Below are 19,723 nucleotides of genomic sequence, written 5' to 3'. Positions count from 1 at the left end.
CCACGAGTCCGCAAACGCCGTCCAAAAGCTTACCCCTTAATGACTAAACCCCGGCATGAATTAAATAAGCAATTACAAACCGCTTGAACCACAAGGGTTCCAGCTTTTCTTAGTGCCATTCGAGTCTTTAGCATTAATCTCTTCTAATTTATCTAAAACAAACTGTGCATCTTTTGCTCTGACTCCAACGCTTTGCTTGAGCATTTCCTCTGCTTTAGAACCCATGAATGCTTGGGAATTATCTAAATTTTTAAGTTGGTTTTCTATGACTACATTAAATAATTGAGATGTAGTTATGACTCGTCCATCAGGGAAAATACTTAGACTAGAGTCATAGGTATGATTCATACTAACCACTACATAACCCTGACTGGCTAATTCTTCGGCATTAATTGTATTGAATTCAGGTAGACTGGCGAAACCATGGGAAAATAGCAATACTGGATAACCCGATTCGGTTTGAGCTACGGGAGCATTAATAATACTATTCGTTGCAATTATTCCAAAGGGATTCTCTCCAGTGGAAGATTCATTTACATAAGAAGCGCGCTTTCCTGCTGAGACTTTTTTGCTCGGATACCAAACCCTTACCATTAACTCTCGCTTGTCGTTGCTGTCTTCGGTATATATTTCTTCTCGCTGTGTATCTGTGAAATGGTAAGATGTTGTTCCTACAGAGTAATTACCACTTGGTTTTGGTAAGGATGGCGATATTTTTATCGTAGATTTGGTAAGCGAAGGATAAAGGCGATCGCTAATAAACTTATATTTATTTAAGCGATCAAGATTAACATCTTGCACAAATTCTATATCAGCACTGTTAATACCAATTAAAGTATCTTTAGCTTGTTGGGTTAGCTCAATATCTGCATTTGTCAAATTAACACCCAAAGCATTAGCACTAAAACCACCAATACAAACTATCAGTAAACTTAATGTCCAAGAAATCAAACAATTCTTAAGTCGTAATATCATCAGTCAAAACTACAAATAAAAAGACACAACAAATAATATTTTTTACTTCTGTGTGACGATATTAGTTTTCAGAAAGTTTTCTTCACCAATAAGAAACATTACAATTATTTGTTTAAAAACTTTTAACCTCAGTATATTTTTTCCTTAACCTCTAAATGAAAGATTTTAAGTGAATATCTTTAATAGTACGAAACTTATTAAGAACCATTCGGCGTAAAAATATTCATCTCACAAATCATAACTATTTAGAGGATAAATATTAACAATGGCTACTGATCAAAGCCAAGATAAGGTGCGTTTTGCTACGTTCAATGCTTCTTTGAATCGTAACAGTGCAGATGAATTAATTACCGACTTATCTACTCCCGATAACAAACAAGCAAAAGCTGTTGCAGAGATCATTCAACGCACAAGTCCCGATGTGTTGTTATTGAATGAATTTGATTATGACGAAAATGGAGATGCAATAGCGAACTTTAAAAAGAATTATTTACAGGTTAGTCAAAATGGTGTTGACCCTGTAGACTACCCCTATATTTATTTCGCACCTTCCAATACGGGAATTCCCACAGGGTTCGATTTAAATAATGATGGTACCGTAGGTGGTGGAAACGATGCTTTTGGTTTTGGGAATTTTCCGGGACAATTTGGGATGGTATTATTATCAAAATATCCCATCGTTTCAGATGAAATTCGTACTTTCCAAAATTTTCTTTGGAAAGATATGCCCAATAGCTTTTTGAATAGTGACCCCAGTATTGACAATCCCGACACAGAAGTCAATGAAAATCTTAATGGATATTATTCACCTGAAGAAATAGAAGTATTGCGTTTATCTTCTAAAAGTCATTGGGATGTCCCCATTAATGTTGATGGTGAAATTATTCACGTTTTAGCTTCCCACCCCACACCTCCAGTATTTGATGGTGAAGAAGATAGAAATGGAAAACGCAATCATGACGAAATCCGTTTTTGGTCTGATTATATAACCCCTGGTAAAAGTGATTATATTTATGACGATGATGGTAATAATGGTGGATTAAAATCTAGCAGAAAATTTGTCATTATGGGCGATCAAAACGCTGACCCTAATGACGGTGATAGTAGAGATAATGCCATTTTACAGCTATTAGACAATCCTCTAATTAATAATACGGTTATTCCTAAAAGTAAGGGTGGAACAGAAGCAACAGAGCGTCAAGGTGGAGTCAACGCTATACATACCGGAAATCCAGCTTTTGATACTGCGGACTTTAATGATGATGGTTCGGGTAACTTGCGAGTTGATTATGTGTTACCTTCGGATAATTTAAATATTAACGATTCTGGGGTTTTTTGGCCAAAAAGCAATGACCCCCAATTCGATTTGGTTGGAGATTTTCCTTTCCCTAGTTCCGACCATCGTCTAGTTTATGCTGATGTTCGCAAAAGTAATGATATGCAAACTAATAATCAAAATCGTAAAAATGTTAAGGGTGTCAAATTCCTCGGAGAGGTTACTTTCCCCACTGGATTAGAGGTTGATGGAACGGAATTCGGTGGAATTTCTGGTTTAGCTTACGATACTGATAAGGGTGTTTACTACGGATTATCTGACGATCGCAGTCAAAGAAACCCCGCTCGTTTCTACAATTTATCCATCGATTTAAGTGATGGTTCTTTAAATGATGGGGATATTACCTTTGATGGTGTTACTACTCTTTTAGATGAGGATGGGTTACCTTTTCCTGAAGCAAGTCTCGATCCAGAAGGAATTGCTTTGAGTAAAAATGGTAATTTATTTATTTCTTCTGAGGGTGATGCGAATCAACTAATTAATCCTTTTGTAAATGAGTTTTCGTTACAAGGTCAGCAACTAAGCGAATTACCAATTCCAGAAAAATTTCTTCCCACAGCAGACCAAAGCAGTGGAATTCGCAACAATGCTGCTTTTGAAAGTCTAGCGATTTCTCCCGATAAACGTTTTCTGTACACTGCTGTTGAAGATGCACTTTTCCAGGATGGTCCCAGAGCAGATTTAGAACAGGGAGCTTTGGTAAGGATTATTAAATATGACTCAGAAACTAAAGAACCTGTAGGTGAATTTGTTTATGAGTTAGATCCAGTTGCTGAAGCACCGCTACTTCCTGATGGTTTTAAAGTAAATGGATTGGTCGAATTACTTGCTCTTGATAATAATGGTACTCTTCTGGCTTTAGAACGCTCTTTTTCCGTTGGTAAAGGTAACACAGTTAAGCTTTATGAAGTAAAAACCCAAGGAGCATTGGACGTAAGCAGTGAAAATAGTTTATTTAATGAATCAGAGAATCAATCTTTTGAAATCGATCCAGCAGTAGAAAAACGGTTATTGGTAGACTTTAGCGATTTGGGAATTACTCCGGATAATTTAGAAGGTTTAGCTTTAGGTCCAACCTTACCCGATGGTAGTCAATCCCTCATTGTTGCGAGCGATAATAACTTTAATGATACTCAAAAAACTCAGTTTATTGCTCTAGGTTTAGATTTAAACACCACCCCTACAGTTCTCCCTACAGTAGAAACTCCAAACACCATTGATAGTGAAGAAACACCAGAAGGTGTCTTAAAAGGAGACTCCGATGACCCCGCAATTTGGGTAAATCCCAATAATCCGGAAGAAAGTATTGTTATTGGAACCCTTAAAGATGGTGGTTTAGCAACCTTTAATTTGAAAGGGGAAATTCAACAGACAATTCCAGGAGAAATAAGTCCATCAGGTAACTTTGGTCTTGAACAACCCAGCGATTCCTACAAAGCAAGGTTTAACAACGTCGATATTATCTACAATTTTCCTTTCGCATCAATGATCGCTGGTTATGAACCAAAAATTGATATAGCGATTACATCCGACCGAGCAAATGACAGTTTAGCAATTTTCACTATTTCCGAAAACGGTGAACTTAATAAATTACCCACACCAGAATTAGACGATCCAGCATTTTCCATTTTTGGTGTCGATGACGGTGAAGCAACAGCTTACGGTTTAGCAACCTATACCAGTCCCACTTCCGGTAAATCCTACGTCTTTGTTACCCAAGCAGATGGAAACAAAGTTGCTCAAATCGAACTTACTTCTAAATTGGGACCTGCTGACGAACCATTAATGGAAGCTAAAGTTGTCCGCACTTTAGAATTACCAATTCCTGAAGACGGAACAGCAGAAGATGGTCAAGCTGAAGGTTTAGTTGTAGACAAAGAATTGGGTTTTCTCTACGTCGCAATGGAAGACAGTGCGGGTATTCTGAAGTTTGGAGCAGAACCGGAAAGCAGTAATGATTTTACCGTAGTTGCAGGTTCTCAATCCAAAGGAGATTTACAACAAGTTCCATTCACAGACTTCATTACCTTTGGTGATAGTACTGTAGATGTAGGTAATATTTTCTTGACAACTCAACAAATCACTCCAGATAATCCAACTCCACCATCTCCACCTTACTTTAACGGACGCTTTTCCAACGGACCCCTAATTAATGAAATACTTGCAGAAGAAATCGGTTTATCTGCTTCCATTCCTTCCCTCGCTGGGGGAAATAACTATGCTTTTGGTGGTTCAGAATTAGGTTCCGGTGATGATGGACCAGAACCCAACGTCGGGGAGCAAATTAATTTTTATTTAGCTGAAAATCAACCAACTGCAACCGATCTATTCTTTATCTCTGCTGGTAGTAATAATATTGTCTCAGATCTAAATGGTACTCCAGCAGAAATTTTGGCGAATATTCCAGAAACCGACGAAGTTCTTGCAGATTTAACCGCACATATTACTACCTTAGCCGCAGCAGGTGCCAAAAACTTTATTATTTCCAACCTTCCTCCCTTTGGTTCAACTCCCTTAATAACTGATTTAGGAGTCAGTGATGAAGTCAACACCGCAGTTAATGAGTTTAATGAGTCCCTAGATACCAAGTTAGATAACTTAGAAGATGAACTTGGTGTTGAAATCTATGAACTAGACATTGCTGGAGAATCCGCCAAATTATTAGAAAATCCTGGGGATTTTGGACTTACCGATACCACCAACCGTGCACTCAACGCATTAGCAGTAGATCCACAAACAGATCCGACAAAATTCTTTTGGTGGGATGACGTCCATGGGACAACTACCACTTACAATTTAGTTGCTCAAGGTTTAATTGACGATCTGCCCAAAGGTATAACTGAATTTACAGATACTAGTACTTCTCCCTTAGTCCCCGATGTGGAAGGTTTATCAATATATTATGGTGCAGATGGTACCGGTTACTTAATCGCTTCTTCCCAAGGTGATAGCAGCTATGCAGTATTTAACCGCGAAGGTGATAACGAATATTTGGGTAGTTTTGCAATCGGGGATAATGGTGATATTGACCAAGCTAATGAAACCGATGGTTTAGATGTTATTAATGTACCTTTAGGTCCAGAATTTCCCAATGGTTTATTAGTAGTCCAAGACGGAGCAAACGACCCCCAAAATGTTGTTCAAGATGAGGAAGAATTAGAAAACAATAGCACTAACTTTAAATTTGTTCCTTGGGAGGGAGTCGCAAACGCATTCGATAATCCGTTACAAATCGATCCTAACAGCTATGACCCCCGCAATCCTCAGTCACCCAAACCAGTATCACCTGAAGAAGACAAAAAATTAATTACCGGTACTGATGGTGATGATCTATTTGTCGCTGGGGAAGACTTCAAAGGTGAAAATAATATTCTGTTTACCCGTGCTGGTAATGATTTAGTTGATTTAACTGGTGGAAGCAAGAATCGCGTTAATACCGGTAGCGGTAACGATTTGATTTTTGTCAGCAGCAAAAATAAAGTATTTGGTGGTGCTGATGGTGACATATTTGATGCTACCAATAGTATGGGTGGTAACCAGATGTCCGGTGGTAAAGGTGATGATATTTTCTTATTAGGTAAAAATGACCGCGCTTTGGGTGGTAAAGGTAGCGATTTATTCTTTGCTCAGTCTGGTGGTGATAATGTCATCTCTGGTGGAAAAGGTGCAGATCAGTTTTGGATTGCGAGTGCTGAAATTCCTAAATCTGCAAATACCGTTCTTGATTTTAAAGCTGGTACCGATGTTATTAGTATTTTGGATAGTGCAAGTTTGGGTATTAGTGCGTCGACTCTAGATGTGAGCGATGATGGTGTTAATACTACCATTGCTTTTGGGGATGATACGTTAGCCGTACTTAATGGTGTAACTGATTTTGATGTCAATACCAGTGTTGTTTTTGGGTAGTTTTGCGTCGACTCGCTTCTAACCCCCAGGGCTGTTTTATTCTAAAAAGAAAAAAATTAAGGACCTTTGTTTTCCCTAAATAGTGGAGAAATATCGCAAACCAAAATAGTTTTCGAAGTATCGGAGCCATAAGAATAAGCATTTATTGCTGATTTTGGTTTTCTCTTTGAAGAATGAAACAGCCCTGGACACTCATCTATGACTTATCTTGCCTGATTCTTACTACCTTTGCAAAAAACTGAGATGCTCCCGATTAGCAGCTTGCTTTCCATTACCAATCAAATTCTGGAATTTGATGAACGGCAACTATTAAATCAAATAGAAAGGATAAACTAAATTAAAGCGATTATTGGTCGTTCTCACTCGATAATTAATAATAATTAGTAACTTACTATCTTCATCTTCATCAGGAGTAACATCAACATCTAAAATATCAATCCGAGGTTCCCATTCGATTAAGGATTGTCTGACTTCACTGACGATTTGTCCGACGGTACTCGCACTATTAGCTGAAAAAACAAAATCATGAATTCCACAGCCAAAATCAGGACGCATAATTCGTTCTCCTTTAGCTGTTCCTAAAATTGTCCAAATCGACTGTTGAACAGCCATCTCATAACGAGATATTTTTAGTTGATTGTTTTCATCAAGCTCAATAGGAAAAGCTAGTCCTACTCCTAAAAAATTATCATCCATTCTTATATTTGACCTTAATTATTCAAACATCAAATATTCAAACATCTAAAGCAATTATTAAGAGATTTCTAAAGATGTATCATTAATTGTTACTTTCTTAGATTTTAGTTTCAATGCATCTTTTGCGTTAATTTCCATTGTTTTACATTCAATCTTAACAGCGGAATCTTTTCCTATGACTGTAATCTCCCCAGATTCTGAATCAATAACAATTTCATTGCTTTTTTTTTCTGGGAAACTGATAGTTAATTTATTTCCGACTGAATCGATTTCAATTTTATTTTTTTGGGTCTTATCTTGAATAATAATTTTTTCTTTGTCTTTTGTATCATCTAAAACAATGGTATGACCACTACGAGATTTGATTAAACGACGATTCACCCCTTCTTTATTAGATTCAGGTGGTTTATCTACTCCGTTCCATAATCCTCCTAAAATATAAGGACAATCAATCATCCCATTTTCAAAAGCAACTAATACTTCATCTTCAATTTCCGGTAAAAAATATAAACCTCTTTCTTTTCCAGCCATTGGGCTTAAAACTCTCGCCCAATAGCTTTCATCAGTCTCTGACAATAAAGGAAATTTTACTTTAATTCTTCCTAATCCATCTTCATCTTTATTGTTAGTGACAATTCCAATTGTCACACCATAGTAGCGTTCGTCTTCATTATTTTTATCTATTAAATATTGTGGTATCATGTAGCATTTCTTTCAAATGAAAATTCTGTTTGATAACCCTCTGACTCAGAGTAGCTATGGGTTGTTTCCGTGACATAATAGAAACCACTAAAGCGTTCACCAACACCAGTGACTTCTATTACCTTACCAACTCTTAGTTTGGGATTTCCGATACAAGTTCCTTCCCCTGTGATGTAACTTCTCGTCATTTCATTAAACAAGGCTTCAGCTACTTTTTTAGCTTCTTGTTCAGTTTTAATGGAAGAATTGAGATAAATATAACTGGTTTTGCCAAAAATTTTTACAGCCTTTGCACCGCTGGTTTTTCCTCCCATGGTGGTTTTCTCATCTCCGACTCCGGCTTTTGCAACTAATAGTTTTTTTTCTAAAGGATTCCAACTACGGACTTCAATTTCTCCTACTTGTTCCATAGTACTTAAACGAGGAGAAAATTGAATTAAATCTTCGTTTAGATCTAGAGTTAAAATTGTTTGGCTATCTTCTTGGATAGACCTAAAATATAAAGTTTCATTTTCAACAAAAACTTCATAACCAATTCTTTCAGCACGACTTTGCAAAAAATCTAAATCTGATTGATTCGACTGGATCACATGATCAAGCTTTTCTTTCGTGTCTTCAGTTTGGAATTTCAATTTTTGTTGCTCAGCAATTTTTTTTGCAATTTGGCTATCTGTGATGTTAATAAAAGTTTGAGTTTTATTTCCTCTTAATAGACGGTGACTATGGTTATGACCTCTTACTGTTAAAATAGCTTCATCTGATGTAAATTCTGGTTCTAATCCAGTAATTTCTCCAACAATCAAAGATTCTTGTTGATTGTTATAACCTAATTTAATTTCAATTTTATTTCCTAATCCAAAGTATTTATCATTGTCAATCCAGTTGGCTTGACTTTGAATCAAATCCCAACCAATGATTTCCAGAGTAAACATTGCAGGTGCTTCTAAGTCTTCTGAGACTTTTATACTTATAGAACCTGTTTTACTCTCTACATCAATGGGTAAAGGATTATCATTAATAATAATCCTTGCAACTGGAACCAGGGATTTAGTCATTACTCAATAGTGATTAATTTAAAGGGGGAATAGTTAAGGATTGACCCGCTTTTATTTTTCGAGGATTATTTAAGTTGTTGGTTTCTGCAATAATGCGCCATAATGAGGGGTCATTATATTCTTCTGCTGCAATACTGCTCAAGGTTTCACCTTGTTTGACAATTCGAATTGGATCGTCAATAGGATTAATTTCTTTTTTTGTCGTTTCAGGTTGTTCCCATTCTATAAAAGTACAACTTAAAGTTGCTCTAACAGGTGTACCATCTTCGAGAAATTGAGTCACTGTTTTAGTAACTTGTTGGAGAAATCCTTGAAAGATTAATTTTTTACTAAACCATCCTTGTTTTCCCCAATAAAGTTGACATAAAGGAGGTCTTGCAGGATCAAATACTCCCTTTTTTTGAGTAAGATTATAAATAGGGGCGGTAAATTCTTCAACATTTTTGGGGGTATAATATCCAAAGGGATTAAGCATCTCTAATGTAGTTGGCTGTAATCCTCTGTTAGTATCTTTAATCGTCGTATCAAAAAATAAATCAACACTTAGTGTAGTAGGGTCATCACTACCTATTAACTGTCCATGTGTGTTAAGTTTTCCCCCACTTCTAGAATAAGAAAGTTGATTGGGATTAAATAAGACTTTTACCTCATCTTTATATAAACCTGTAGATGTTTCAATTTTAATACTTAATTTTTCTAACGCCATTTTTTGTAGCCTCTTCGTTCACTTTCCACCATAAGTTTGCGTTTTAATTTGCGTTCTACTTGATTAGTAATTGTATTAATATCAATTTTAGGTTGATTGTTTTCCGGTTTTTGAGAAGATTGATTATTCACTAACCATTGATTAACAATTGTTGCAGAGGTTTGAGAAGAATTAGGACTATTTTGATTGTTGTTATGTTGTTGAATCTGTTGATAAATATTAGGGTCAACGATTGGTTCAGATTTTCTCTCAGAATTAGTTTGAGGAAATACCAAAGGAGTAAAATTTTGTTGGGGTTGTTGCTTTGGTGTTTCTAAGACAACTAATGACTCTTTTGGAGAAGATGAAGAGTAAATATTGACGTTATTTTGTGGCTTAACTAAAGGTATATTATTATTTTGCTGACTCTTTGATGAAACATTATTAGATTGTAATTGTTTATTTCTATTGTTTTCTTGAGTTAGGGAAATATTATTTATTTTATGAGGATAAATAATTGGTAAACTAGGTTTATATATACTTTTTTGTAGCTGTTCATAATTTGATATTTCACCTGTTACCAAAGGTAACTCATTATAAGGTTTAGCTGTTTGTGATTTATTCCTCTGATTATCATCAATATGATTAACATTTACAAGATTAATACTATCTTTATTAGAAGGGTCGATAATTATAGATTCAGGATTCTTTAATCCTTGTTTGACTACAGTTAGTTCAGAAGATTTTGTAGTCTGTGATTCATCTATTGGATTAGAATTAATCTTACTAATATTTTCTTGGCTTAAAGGATTATCTTGATTGAAAGGTAGAGAAACTACAGGTCTCTCAGAAACTACAGACTTAGGATTTTTTAATTCTGATTCCACCAGAGGTAATTCACTACTATATCTTTCTTCTGCATAAGATTCTGTATTAGATAATGAAGTTATATTAGATTGGGAAGAAGTATCTATTTTTCGTTGAATTATGGGTTGAGAGATAGAACTTTTAATGGGAGGGACTGAATTAATTTTTTCTGCTTTTACTGTTGTAATCGCAGAAGATGAAGATTTACCTGAAGAAGATTGACCTGAAGTATTTGCAGAACTTGAAGTATTTGGTGAAATTGCTAAGCTATTTTCTTCTTGATTATTTAGAGAAGGTTGAGCATAAACAATTGGAGTTTTGTTTGTCTGTAATTTTTTTTTGACTGACCAGCGAGGATTTTTTAATAAAGGATTGCGATTATTAAACTGTTGTGATCGCATTAAAACTTTAGTAGCCATATCAAAATTAATTACCCCTGGTTGACTTAGGGGATGAATCAGGCGTTGTTTCAACTGTGGATTAATGGCATTTTGCCATATTGTTTTTTCACTTCTCTCCATCTTAGTTTTGCACCCAAAAGATATCGGAAAAATTTATTATTTGTGATTTTTTAACCTATTAAATCAGGTTTGCTCTCTTCTACAGACTAAAAAAGAGAATCACCCTCCTGAGCAACAGCTTTACTAACGACTGGAAGTTTGTATAATGGCAATACTTTACTAAATAGAGGTCGGCTAATTCCTTGGTGAACTAACTCAATACTTTCGACTGCGACTTCATCACTACTCGAATCAAATTGAGGTCCTGACCACTTAACCGGAAAAGCATTAGTAAAATTCCACCACATAATTGGAAGACGCTGATGATCTAGCAACATAATTGTGCCATTTTTTCGCTTGATTTTACCTTTCATCGCATCTTCATACCAATTCCACAGGGTGGGAAAAACTGTTAATCCTTTAGTTAAAATTAAGTTAGAAGAGTTAACTCTTTTGGGAAATTTATGGGTATAACCATAAGTTCCACCTTCTTGATATTCTTCTAATTCAATTTGACTATCTAACCCTTGAACTTGAGTAAATCCTCCAGTAATGAGCATATCAATTTCAATCAGGAAATTGTAACTCATGAAAGGGTCGAAGCGAACTCCGGAAAGTCCACCTCCTGCGGTCATTAATGCATTGAGTGGTAAAGGCATTTTTCCTTAAAAATACAAATCAAATTTATAATTAACTAATTTTAATTTGGATTATTTAGTCTCTGGTTAATGCGAGCAATTTCTGTTACCCATTGTTGGCGATCGCAATGGGGAAAATTCAAAATTTGTTCTGCATCCCAATGAAAATAATAAGCAATATAAGCTACCTCCTCAAACAAACGGTCTGTGGGGTAGCAAACTACTCCCCCAATGGTGATGTTTCTACCTCAAAATCACCTTGACAATGGGGACAAGTTACTGAGAAACGAGTATGTGCATTTTGATTAATTCTTTGGTATAAATCTTGTAAATAAACAAGATCCGCAGAGAAAAAACCTTCAATCATCTTTGGATTTAATTGTGGTAATGTCCCTAGCCGAACAATAACCCGTGATAACAGAATAATCACTAAATAACCCGGATTTGCTTGAACCCTAGGATCTCGTAAAGGTGCAATTTCATCATAAGCAGTAGCTAACCGCATAACCCCTTCCTGATGAACATTTCCCTCCAGGTCAATATAACCTTGAGGTAGCGTGAAAGGAAATTCAGTTTGCGGCATATTTTTAATCTCCTTTAAAACAGACTAAATACGAACGATGTATAGCATTTTCATTTGAGATATTGAAGTAGAATTTAGCAGATAATGTCAAACTAAAAAATGCTATTTACTACTGATTAATTGATTATTGTTATTTATAATTTAACAACTATAATTCAACAATTTAGTTGATTACCCAAATGAGAATACTATACAATATTATTTGATATTCAACTATTAAATTTTAAGACCATTTATCGACGGTAACACCTTCATGAACAAACTCAAGACTTTCGATGGCAATATCATCTGTCATAGCGCTCATCTCTGGTGCTGACCAAGTTGTAGGCCAACAATGTGTTAAGTTCCAACGAATTTTTTCACTTCCTTGTTGATCTAATAAAACAATAGAAACATTACGCCGTTCTACTATTCCATCCATAATTTTTTTCCGCCATCTCCACAGTTCATCATTATTGGTAATTCCCCGTTTTAAAGATATGTTGGAATAGCTCACTAATCCAGGTATTTTACGAACTGTTGGAGGGTCCGTTCCTTCTCGATATTCCTTTGCATCTTGGGTGGTGTCTAAGCCGGAACATTCTTGAAAACCTGCGTAAATAATTCCATCCCATTCGACGAAAAAATTATAACCTAAATATGGATCTGGGCTATGGGGTACAGCCATGATTTTAACTCTCCTTAAAGTTGATTTGCTTGAAGTTGATTAATGAACAATTAATTAGTTATTTGGATTGAATTTATTTAAATTGAATTTATTTGGGTTTAAGCGAATATTTCAGCCAAAAATTATTAAACTGTAGTTACTCCAGTTGCTCCATGAATGAGGCGAACAACAATAAACTCACTCGGAACCGTCGGTGCAACTCCAATTTCTGTGACAACTTTTCCCTCATCTTGAACAGATGTAGGGTTAGTTTCATCATCACATTTGACATAAAAAGCTTCTTCAGGAGTACTTCCTTTTAGTGCACCTTGAAAAAATAAAGATTGCAAATAAGCACTGACTTCCCGTTCAATCCGAATCCAAAGTTTGATATTATTGGGTTCAAAAGAAACATCAGTTAAGTTTCTTTCTACCCAACGACCGATAGTAATAATTAAGCGTTTAACTGTGATATAACGCAATTTAGGCTGATAACTTAAGGTATATGCTCCCCAAATGCGAATCCCTCGCCCCGGAAAAGCTCGAATGCAGTTAACATAGGGCAAACTACTTTTTTTGGGATTGAGAGTTGCTTGCTCAGACTGACTAATATTCATCCCAATATTTAGCACTCCTTCTAATACTTTGTTAGCAGGAGCTTGATGAACACCGCTAGTTCGATCTTGATGAGCATATAATCCAGCAACATGACCACAGGGTGGGATATAACCAAAGTCTGAAGTAGTCTGAACCAATGTTGCATTAACAACTTTAATCCAAGGACAATATAACGCCCCGTAATCACTGTTCAATTGTTGCTGTTGCTGTTGTATTTCCTCTAGGGTAGAAGCATTTAAAGAATCCAGAATGGCAAAGCGATCGCCCATATTTTGACAGTGATTTAAAATAGCTTTTTGCATTTTAATCACTTGTTCTAAATCTGGTTTTCCTCTCATTAAATCAGGGAAACAGACTAAGTCAATTGTTTCTAGAGATTCAATAACCTCCAATCCCTGAGCTAAGGCTGACTCAAGTCCTAAATTAGGGTTAAGAGGGAGTACATAACAAATTTGCCCACCATTTTCAAAAAAACCTAGAACTGCATTATACAGATAGCTATCAACCTTAGAGGAACCAAATAGCTGGGAAAATTGAGTAAATAGGGTTAACTCTTGAGGTTGATTAATTTTAAATTTTTCCAGTTCCTCCTCTTTAGTGGTTTGATTCACTGTAAAACCCAAAAAGACTGGAATTCCAGTTAGCAGTTCGGGTCTTTCTTGAGGAAAAATATCCTCTCGATAAACACCAGGAGTAATCAGAGTTTGCATCTTTGACAGTTATCAGTTATCAGTGTTAGCGTTCGCGCAGCGCGGTCTCAGCGTGGCGTTAGCCATACAGTTATCAGCGATCGGCGAACAATGAACAGTTATCAGCTAGTGTGGTATTAATTATTAACTATCAGATTGATTCCATTGACTAATCCGGAAAATCACAAATTCAGCAGGTTTAACAACTGCAATACCAATTTCAATCACTACTTGACCCAACTCTCTGACATTAGGTGGATTATTTTCTTCATCACATTTGACATAAAAAGCTTGTTCTGGTGTTGCTCCAAATAATGCTCCACTTTGCCAAACTGTAGTCAGAAAAGCTGTGACATTGCGACGGATTCTTGCCCAAAGTTCGGGAGTGTTGGGTTCAAATACTGTCCATTGTGTTCCTTCGTCAATTGATTCCCGAATGAAGTTAAATAGGCGACGTATATTGATATACTTAAACTCTCCATTACTGTCACCACCCCAAGTTCGTGCACCCCAAACGAGAATATTACCATTGAGACTGCGAATACAGTTTACCCCTTGAGGATTGAGTCCATCCTGTTTGCGTTTGCTGATGTTATATTTTAGTCCTAATGCCCCTAATACAGTTTCATTTGCAGGAGCTTTGTAAACTCCTCTGTTGGTATCGACACGAGCATAAACCCCAGCAATATGACCACTGGGAGGAATATATTTCCGAGCACTTGTAGCTGGATCGTAGACTTGAATCCAAGGGAAATAATAGGCTGAATAATTAGAAGTTCCGGGTAAACCGTTCTCTCCAGGTTTTAAGGTCGTAATGTCCGCTTCTTCTGTACTATCTAAAATGGCAAAACGATCTTGAGTTGTTTGACCGCAATGATTGATTATCATGGATAAATAATCAGATTCTGTCACACCAGGAGCTGCTACAAGGGAAATTTCGTCGATTGCTTCAAAAGATTCAAGCGCACTTTCAATATTTCCTTTTGTAGCTACCCAAACCACGTAACAGCGAGTTCCTCCATTACGGAAAAACCCATAAACTGCATGGGCTAGAATACTTTGACCTGTAAGCTGAGAAAAATCCCCAAAAGCGTTTTTAAATTCGGTGAAATTCGTACATAACACTACTTCTCCAGCAGCTTGCGAAGTAAAGTCAGTTTCTCCTTGTTCTCCTGGAATAGTATATGTGTTGTCAGAATTTATAACAGAAGTCTGGACTTGATAGGTTACTTTAATTGGTGCATTATTGGGAATTGCACTTCCTTCTCCCGTTTCTAATTTTACGTCCACTGTCGATGCAGTTGTTCCTACTTTGGGAGCTTCAGTAACTACTGCTTCTGTATCTTCACCTTCTATTGTGTAATAAAAATTATAACTTCCCTCATCGGCAACAAATGTTTCCCCTTCATTAATCACAAAAGTAAAACTTTTTTTAGTTCCCGTCCCTGTCAGAATATTTCCACTTGTATCGTTTAATGAGACTGGAGCAGTGGAACTTCCAATAGTGGTGGTTTGAGTGCTTGTTGTTCCCGTACCTGAACTAATAACTCCTATAAATCCGGCGGTACTTGTTCCTACTCCAGCAATGGGAGAAACTCCAGATTTAACTTCTTCGACATATACTCCAGGGGAAAGATAGGCTACCATTTTGATGTTACTCCTTGTTTGTCATTGATAATGTGAAATCTTTGGTGGTAATTGTTCCTTGCTGAATTGTTGCTATTTGAGTGATTGACGAATAACCATAACCCGATACAGATAGGGTAAGTTGACGTTGATTCGATTCAGTTGAGGAAACTTCGAGTTGAGTAAAACGATATTTCCCTTCAGAATTACTTATTGTGGTTTCTTGGGTTCCCTCAATTTTTATTTTGGCGTTTGCAATGGCTTTTCCTTTAACATCTAGAATATGACCTTTAAGGGTAGTTGGAATTAAGGAAATATTTAAAATGGCTGAATTATCAGGATTTTGAGTTCGGTTAATGTTTCCCTTTGCATCACGAACAACTTGAGTTTGCACACTTGTGGTTCCATACCGAGTTCCTTTATGGGGAATAGAAAAAGTTAATGTATAGTTGCCATCTGGTATATCTGCAAAATAAAAATATCCGTCTATTGATGTATAAGTAAGATCGCACCTTTGCTTCATTTTGTCCCATTGGGAACCATATTGTAGGGACTGAAGTTGACAGTAACGCTGAAATTTCGGGGGCTTTTCGGTTATTTCCACGGAAACATCCCTCAAAGCATTGTCCGTTTCACTATCGTTGACTTGTCCGACTATGGCAATTTGGTGAAGCGGTGGCGTTATCGTTAACCATTGTGACATGCAAGTCCCTCCTTCAAGTATCAAGAGAAGTAAACGATTGTTTATATTTGTTCGCAAATTAATTTGTTTAGTAAAGAAACTTGAATGGGAATTAACTTGTTAGCAAATTTACTTAGCAAATTTACTACTGTTGATTAACCGTCAGCCAAGTTCCTACTTCTTCTGGTTCATAAATCGGTACAGGTAAAATTATGGTGTAATTTAGGGCTGCTTTGGGTTTTCCTCCCATAGCTTGCCAAAATTCCCCTAGACTTTGCAAATTACTTTGGTGCAAACTAAAGGCGCGTATGGGCGGATCGCTCCCCTTCAAACTTCCTTGTAATGCAGCATCAGGAATTTGACGATATCGTAGTAAAACTTTCATAATTTCGCCTAAAAGACGATGTTCATTTAGAATTGCACTGCGATCGCTTTCACTAGACCAAACTGTAATTAAATAGGAACAATCAACTCTTGCAGGGGGACGGGTTTTATAGGCTTTCCCATTGCTTTGACGCTCAATAGCAGACCACCCCGTTCGTAATTCCAAATTTTCTCGCACATCATAAAGAAAAAAATCAACAGCAGGAAGGGTTACTTTATTAATAAATTCTTGATCTGGTGTCTCGAAACTAATAGTAATTGGTGTCACATCATTAGGAATAAATAAATGAGGTAATTCCAACTTCAAAAGTGCATCTAAGGTTTGATCTAAATCATGAAGCATTGCAAATATATATAAAAAATAAATCCCTACTACTTGTAGATTTTTTCTAGTTTTTTTAGAAATATGAATTATTTGGCTTAATTTTAATTCTTTGGTTTGATTTGTTTTTATTAATACCATAGTTAGTTAGCAAAAAGAAGAAAACTACAGTTTACTTTTGTAAAGTTCTATTTGAGTGACAAAGGTTCTAATATTCTTCTATATTCCTGAATATTCTAGAAATATTGTCTGGTAGTTTTAACTAGTTTGCCGTAAGTTCCACAGGTATAGCACTACGTTTTTGGGTTAGGAAATTTTTTGTTACCTGTTCCCTGTTCCCTGTTCCCTGTTCCCTGGTACTTAACTTTATGGATATTTGCTGAAATCTTTGTCCCAAAGAATCTGTCCCATTTTCTGATACTCCCGACGCATTGCTTGTATTAAATGCACCATCTCAATTACTCCCCCATCGTCTGCTGCTAAAAAAGCTGCTGTGAGTGCTATGTTACGAATATTTGCACCTGTAATTTCAAAATTTTGAGCGAGAAAATCTAAATCTAAGTTGGGGTCGAGTGGTGCGTTTTGAGGAAAAATTTTCTGCCAAATTAAATGACGCTGGTTTGTGTCGGGTAAGGGAAATTCGATTATAAATCTGAGCCTTCTTTCAAAGGCTTCATCCATGTTACTACGAGCATTGGTAGTTAAAATGGCTATTCCTGCATATTCTTCCATTTTTTGCAGCAGATAACCGACTTCAATATTAGCGTAGCGATCGCGAGAATCTTTAACTTCAGAACGCTTTCCAAATAAGGAATCTGCTTCATCGAATAAAAGGATAGCGTTAGAGTTTTGGGCTGCGGTAAAAATGCGGTTGAGGTTTTTCTCGGTATCACCAATGTATTTACTAACTATTTGTGATAAATCAATTTTATATAAATCTAATTGTAGGTGATGGGCAATTACTTCCGCAGCCATTGTTTTTCCGGTACCGGGAGAACCTGAAAATAAAACATTTAATCCTTTACCTAAAGATAATTTTTCTGCGAATCCCCATTGTTGATGAACTAAATTTTGATATTCTGCTTCTTTACAAATATCTTGTAATTGTGTGAGTTGATTTTGAGGGAGTACGATATCGTTCCAAGTGTATTTCGGTTCTACTTTACGAGCTAGGGTTGTTAATTCATGACCGGATTGAGCGCGAGCTGCACTGCATAAGTTAACAAATGATACTTGTGGTTTGTCTGGGTTTTGAGTGTCTGAGTCCTGAGAATATTTATTTTTACTTGATTGCCAACGAGCAGTATTATAAGCAGTAGCAACTGCATCGGCAATTTGATCTGGGGTGAGACGAAAGCGATCGCTCAATATATCTAATTCTTTATCTTCTATGTCAATTTGTGCTACTTGTAGATTGGTTCGCCAGCAATCTTTGCGTTGCTTAGATTCAGGTATTGTAAAGGGAACTGTAATTACACCCATTGCTCCGTTGCTTGTGGGTATCCAATTTTTTACTCCACTTAGGATAGTAATACCCCGATTTCTCGCCATTTCCCTGAGGAAGAATGAATAGAAAATTTGATTCTCCTCAAGGTAGAGAATATCAAAGTTATCCAAATACAGGAAACGGTCAAAAAACCAAGCTTCTCGCCACAAAAGTTGCAGTTTTTCTTCAAAATTGGCTTTATCTTCTACCATTTTTGCTAAGTCTGCAACTAACAAGGGAACTTCTAGGGTTGTGGCGAGCATATGAGCAGTGTGGCGTTTCCCCTGGCGATCGCTCCCTTGAAAATAAAGTAGCAGGGGTTGTTGTTTTTGCCAATCTGACTTTAATAGCAGTTGCAGTTTTTTTTGTATATCTGCCTGGAGATATAAATTATGGGATAATTGGGTTGGAGCTAACAATTGACAACAAGATGTGAGGCGGGAATCTAACCCTGGTTGTGGTTGTAATAGTAATCTAATTACCTGGGGGTCAAGGTTGAGATGACATCTGAGTAGGGTTGGTTCTGAGGTGAGGTGGAGCAAACCATGGTGAATCAAAGGGGCGTTTGTAGTAAAATGTTTGCGTCGTAATAATTTTTCGCCAATGTTGGAACACAGCATGTTTAAAACCAAATCTACTGTGGGTCTTTTACTGCTGAGTTCATCTTGGAGATAGACATAAATCCTTTCATATTGACAATCTAATTCTGGCGCAAGTGCGATCGCCAAAATTTCTAAGTCAAAAGCCGATAAATTAAATGTTTTTTGCAGCCATGCAATGAGGGAATTTGAGCGAATTGGAATTGATGTTCCTTCTAATGAAATCCCAGTTTTTTGCCACCATGTCAAAATTGCTTTTCCTTCTGCTTGTGACTCACTTTGCAAAACAGAGTAGGCTTCTTGAATTCGCCGATCTAATTGCAGGAGGAGAGGTTGCAACCCATTTAAATCAGGGCTAATTTCAACTTCTGCAGTTGAAACTACTGGGATTGAAACTTCTGCCATTTCAACTTCTTTGTTAATTGAATAATTAAATATATTTTCTGCTGCTTTAGCGCTTTCACTAGTACCCCTAAAAAATCTTTATCGAAATGGGGATAAATTTCTCTGGCGTTATCAAGGACTTCAGCCGTAGGTAGGGTTGAGGTAAGCAAACCCAACAATTATCAGTTGCAGAATAAAATTTATATCATATTGAGGAATCATTTTCACAATTATTAGTAGACCCAAGGAAACCCAACACCTTATAACGTAAATATCTCCTTCACTCCCGTAATCGACACGCACAATAAGGGCAGACTTTGTTGAGTTACACTAACCTACAAAAC

16 protein-coding genes are annotated in these 19,723 nt (G+C 36.5%); 1 reads left to right on the top strand and 15 read right to left on the bottom strand.

Annotated elements, in window-relative coordinates; genetic code table 11:
* Nucleotides 1–72 precede the first annotated feature (72 nt).
* The gene (locus BC008_RS10155; RefSeq protein WP_058183493.1) at nucleotides 73–975 is read right to left on the bottom strand and encodes an alpha/beta hydrolase; all 903 of its coding nucleotides are present in this window, start codon (nucleotides 973–975) and stop codon (nucleotides 73–75) included.
* Nucleotides 976–1,240: 265 nt separating this feature from the next.
* Here BC008_RS10155 and BC008_RS10150 point away from each other — a divergent pair, with 265 nt between their 5' ends.
* Nucleotides 1,241–6,217, top strand: a complete 4,977-nt coding sequence (locus BC008_RS10150; protein ID WP_058183492.1) for a phytase — start codon at nucleotides 1,241–1,243, stop codon at nucleotides 6,215–6,217.
* 309 nt (nucleotides 6,218–6,526) lie between these two features.
* On the opposite strand, the gene BC008_RS10145 is transcribed toward BC008_RS10150, so the two are convergent.
* The 14 genes from BC008_RS10145 to BC008_RS10085 form a co-directional block, all read right to left on the bottom strand.
* Nucleotides 6,527–6,913, bottom strand: a complete 387-nt coding sequence (locus BC008_RS10145; protein ID WP_027843378.1) for a GPW/gp25 family protein — start codon at nucleotides 6,911–6,913, stop codon at nucleotides 6,527–6,529.
* A gap of 57 nt (nucleotides 6,914–6,970) precedes the next feature.
* Nucleotides 6,971–7,615 carry a phage baseplate assembly protein V gene (locus tag BC008_RS10140; RefSeq protein ID WP_036265491.1) on the bottom strand — a complete coding sequence of 215 codons (645 nt, stop codon included), beginning with the start codon at nucleotides 7,613–7,615 and terminating at the stop codon, nucleotides 6,971–6,973.
* Nucleotides 7,612–8,670 (bottom strand): phage late control D family protein, encoded by a 1,059-nt coding sequence (locus BC008_RS10135; RefSeq protein ID WP_027843379.1) that lies wholly within the window; start codon nucleotides 8,668–8,670, stop codon nucleotides 7,612–7,614. Before BC008_RS10135 ends, BC008_RS10140 begins: the two co-directional genes overlap by 4 nt.
* Before the next feature lie 13 nt (nucleotides 8,671–8,683).
* Nucleotides 8,684–9,376, bottom strand: a complete 693-nt coding sequence (locus BC008_RS10130) for a CIS tube protein (protein ID WP_027843380.1) — start codon at nucleotides 9,374–9,376, stop codon at nucleotides 8,684–8,686.
* Complete coding sequence (locus BC008_RS10125) at nucleotides 9,367–10,743, bottom strand: hypothetical protein (protein ID WP_058183491.1); 1,377 nt, start codon at nucleotides 10,741–10,743, stop codon at nucleotides 9,367–9,369. The genes BC008_RS10130 and BC008_RS10125 overlap by 10 nt, the downstream gene beginning before the upstream one ends.
* 86 nt (nucleotides 10,744–10,829) lie before the next feature.
* Nucleotides 10,830–11,381 carry a phage tail protein gene (locus BC008_RS10120; RefSeq protein WP_063800756.1) on the bottom strand — a complete coding sequence of 184 codons (552 nt, stop codon included), beginning with the start codon at nucleotides 11,379–11,381 and terminating at the stop codon, nucleotides 10,830–10,832.
* Between the two features lie 41 nt (nucleotides 11,382–11,422).
* Nucleotides 11,423–11,593, bottom strand: a complete 171-nt coding sequence (locus BC008_RS50425; protein WP_321170073.1) for a DUF6760 family protein — start codon at nucleotides 11,591–11,593, stop codon at nucleotides 11,423–11,425.
* Nucleotides 11,581–11,943, bottom strand: a complete 363-nt coding sequence (locus tag BC008_RS10115) for a hypothetical protein (RefSeq protein ID WP_027843382.1) — start codon at nucleotides 11,941–11,943, stop codon at nucleotides 11,581–11,583. The genes BC008_RS50425 and BC008_RS10115 overlap by 13 nt, the downstream gene beginning before the upstream one ends.
* 223 nt (nucleotides 11,944–12,166) lie before the next feature.
* Entirely contained in the window at nucleotides 12,167–12,610 is a 444-nt protein-coding gene (locus BC008_RS10110) for a phage tail protein (RefSeq protein WP_027843383.1), read from the bottom strand.
* Between the two features lie 125 nt (nucleotides 12,611–12,735).
* Nucleotides 12,736–13,917: a phage tail sheath family protein gene (locus BC008_RS10105; protein ID WP_027843384.1), complete on the bottom strand. Its 1,182-nt coding sequence runs from the start codon at nucleotides 13,915–13,917 to the stop codon at nucleotides 12,736–12,738.
* Nucleotides 13,918–14,040: 123 nt separating this feature from the next.
* On the bottom strand, nucleotides 14,041–15,543 hold the full coding sequence (locus BC008_RS10100; RefSeq protein ID WP_027843385.1) for a phage tail sheath family protein: 1,503 nt from the start codon (nucleotides 15,541–15,543) through the stop codon (nucleotides 14,041–14,043).
* Between the two features lie 7 nt (nucleotides 15,544–15,550).
* The gene (locus BC008_RS10095; RefSeq protein WP_058183490.1) at nucleotides 15,551–16,225 is read right to left on the bottom strand and encodes a carboxypeptidase regulatory-like domain-containing protein; all 675 of its coding nucleotides are present in this window, start codon (nucleotides 16,223–16,225) and stop codon (nucleotides 15,551–15,553) included.
* A gap of 124 nt (nucleotides 16,226–16,349) precedes the next feature.
* Nucleotides 16,350–16,931 carry a DUF4255 domain-containing protein gene (locus BC008_RS10090; protein ID WP_027843387.1) on the bottom strand — a complete coding sequence of 194 codons (582 nt, stop codon included), beginning with the start codon at nucleotides 16,929–16,931 and terminating at the stop codon, nucleotides 16,350–16,352.
* 345 nt (nucleotides 16,932–17,276) lie between these two features.
* Nucleotides 17,277–19,400: an ATP-binding protein gene (locus BC008_RS10085; protein WP_058183489.1), complete on the bottom strand. Its 2,124-nt coding sequence runs from the start codon at nucleotides 19,398–19,400 to the stop codon at nucleotides 17,277–17,279.
* Between the last annotated feature and the right edge of the window lie 323 nt (nucleotides 19,401–19,723).

The sequence above is a fragment of the Mastigocoleus testarum BC008 genome (genome assembly GCF_001456025.1).
Taxonomy (GTDB): domain Bacteria; phylum Cyanobacteriota; class Cyanobacteriia; order Cyanobacteriales; family Nostocaceae; genus Mastigocoleus; species Mastigocoleus testarum.
Note: the sequence above shows the minus strand (reverse complement) of the source record. Positions and strands in the feature narration are given on the sequence as shown.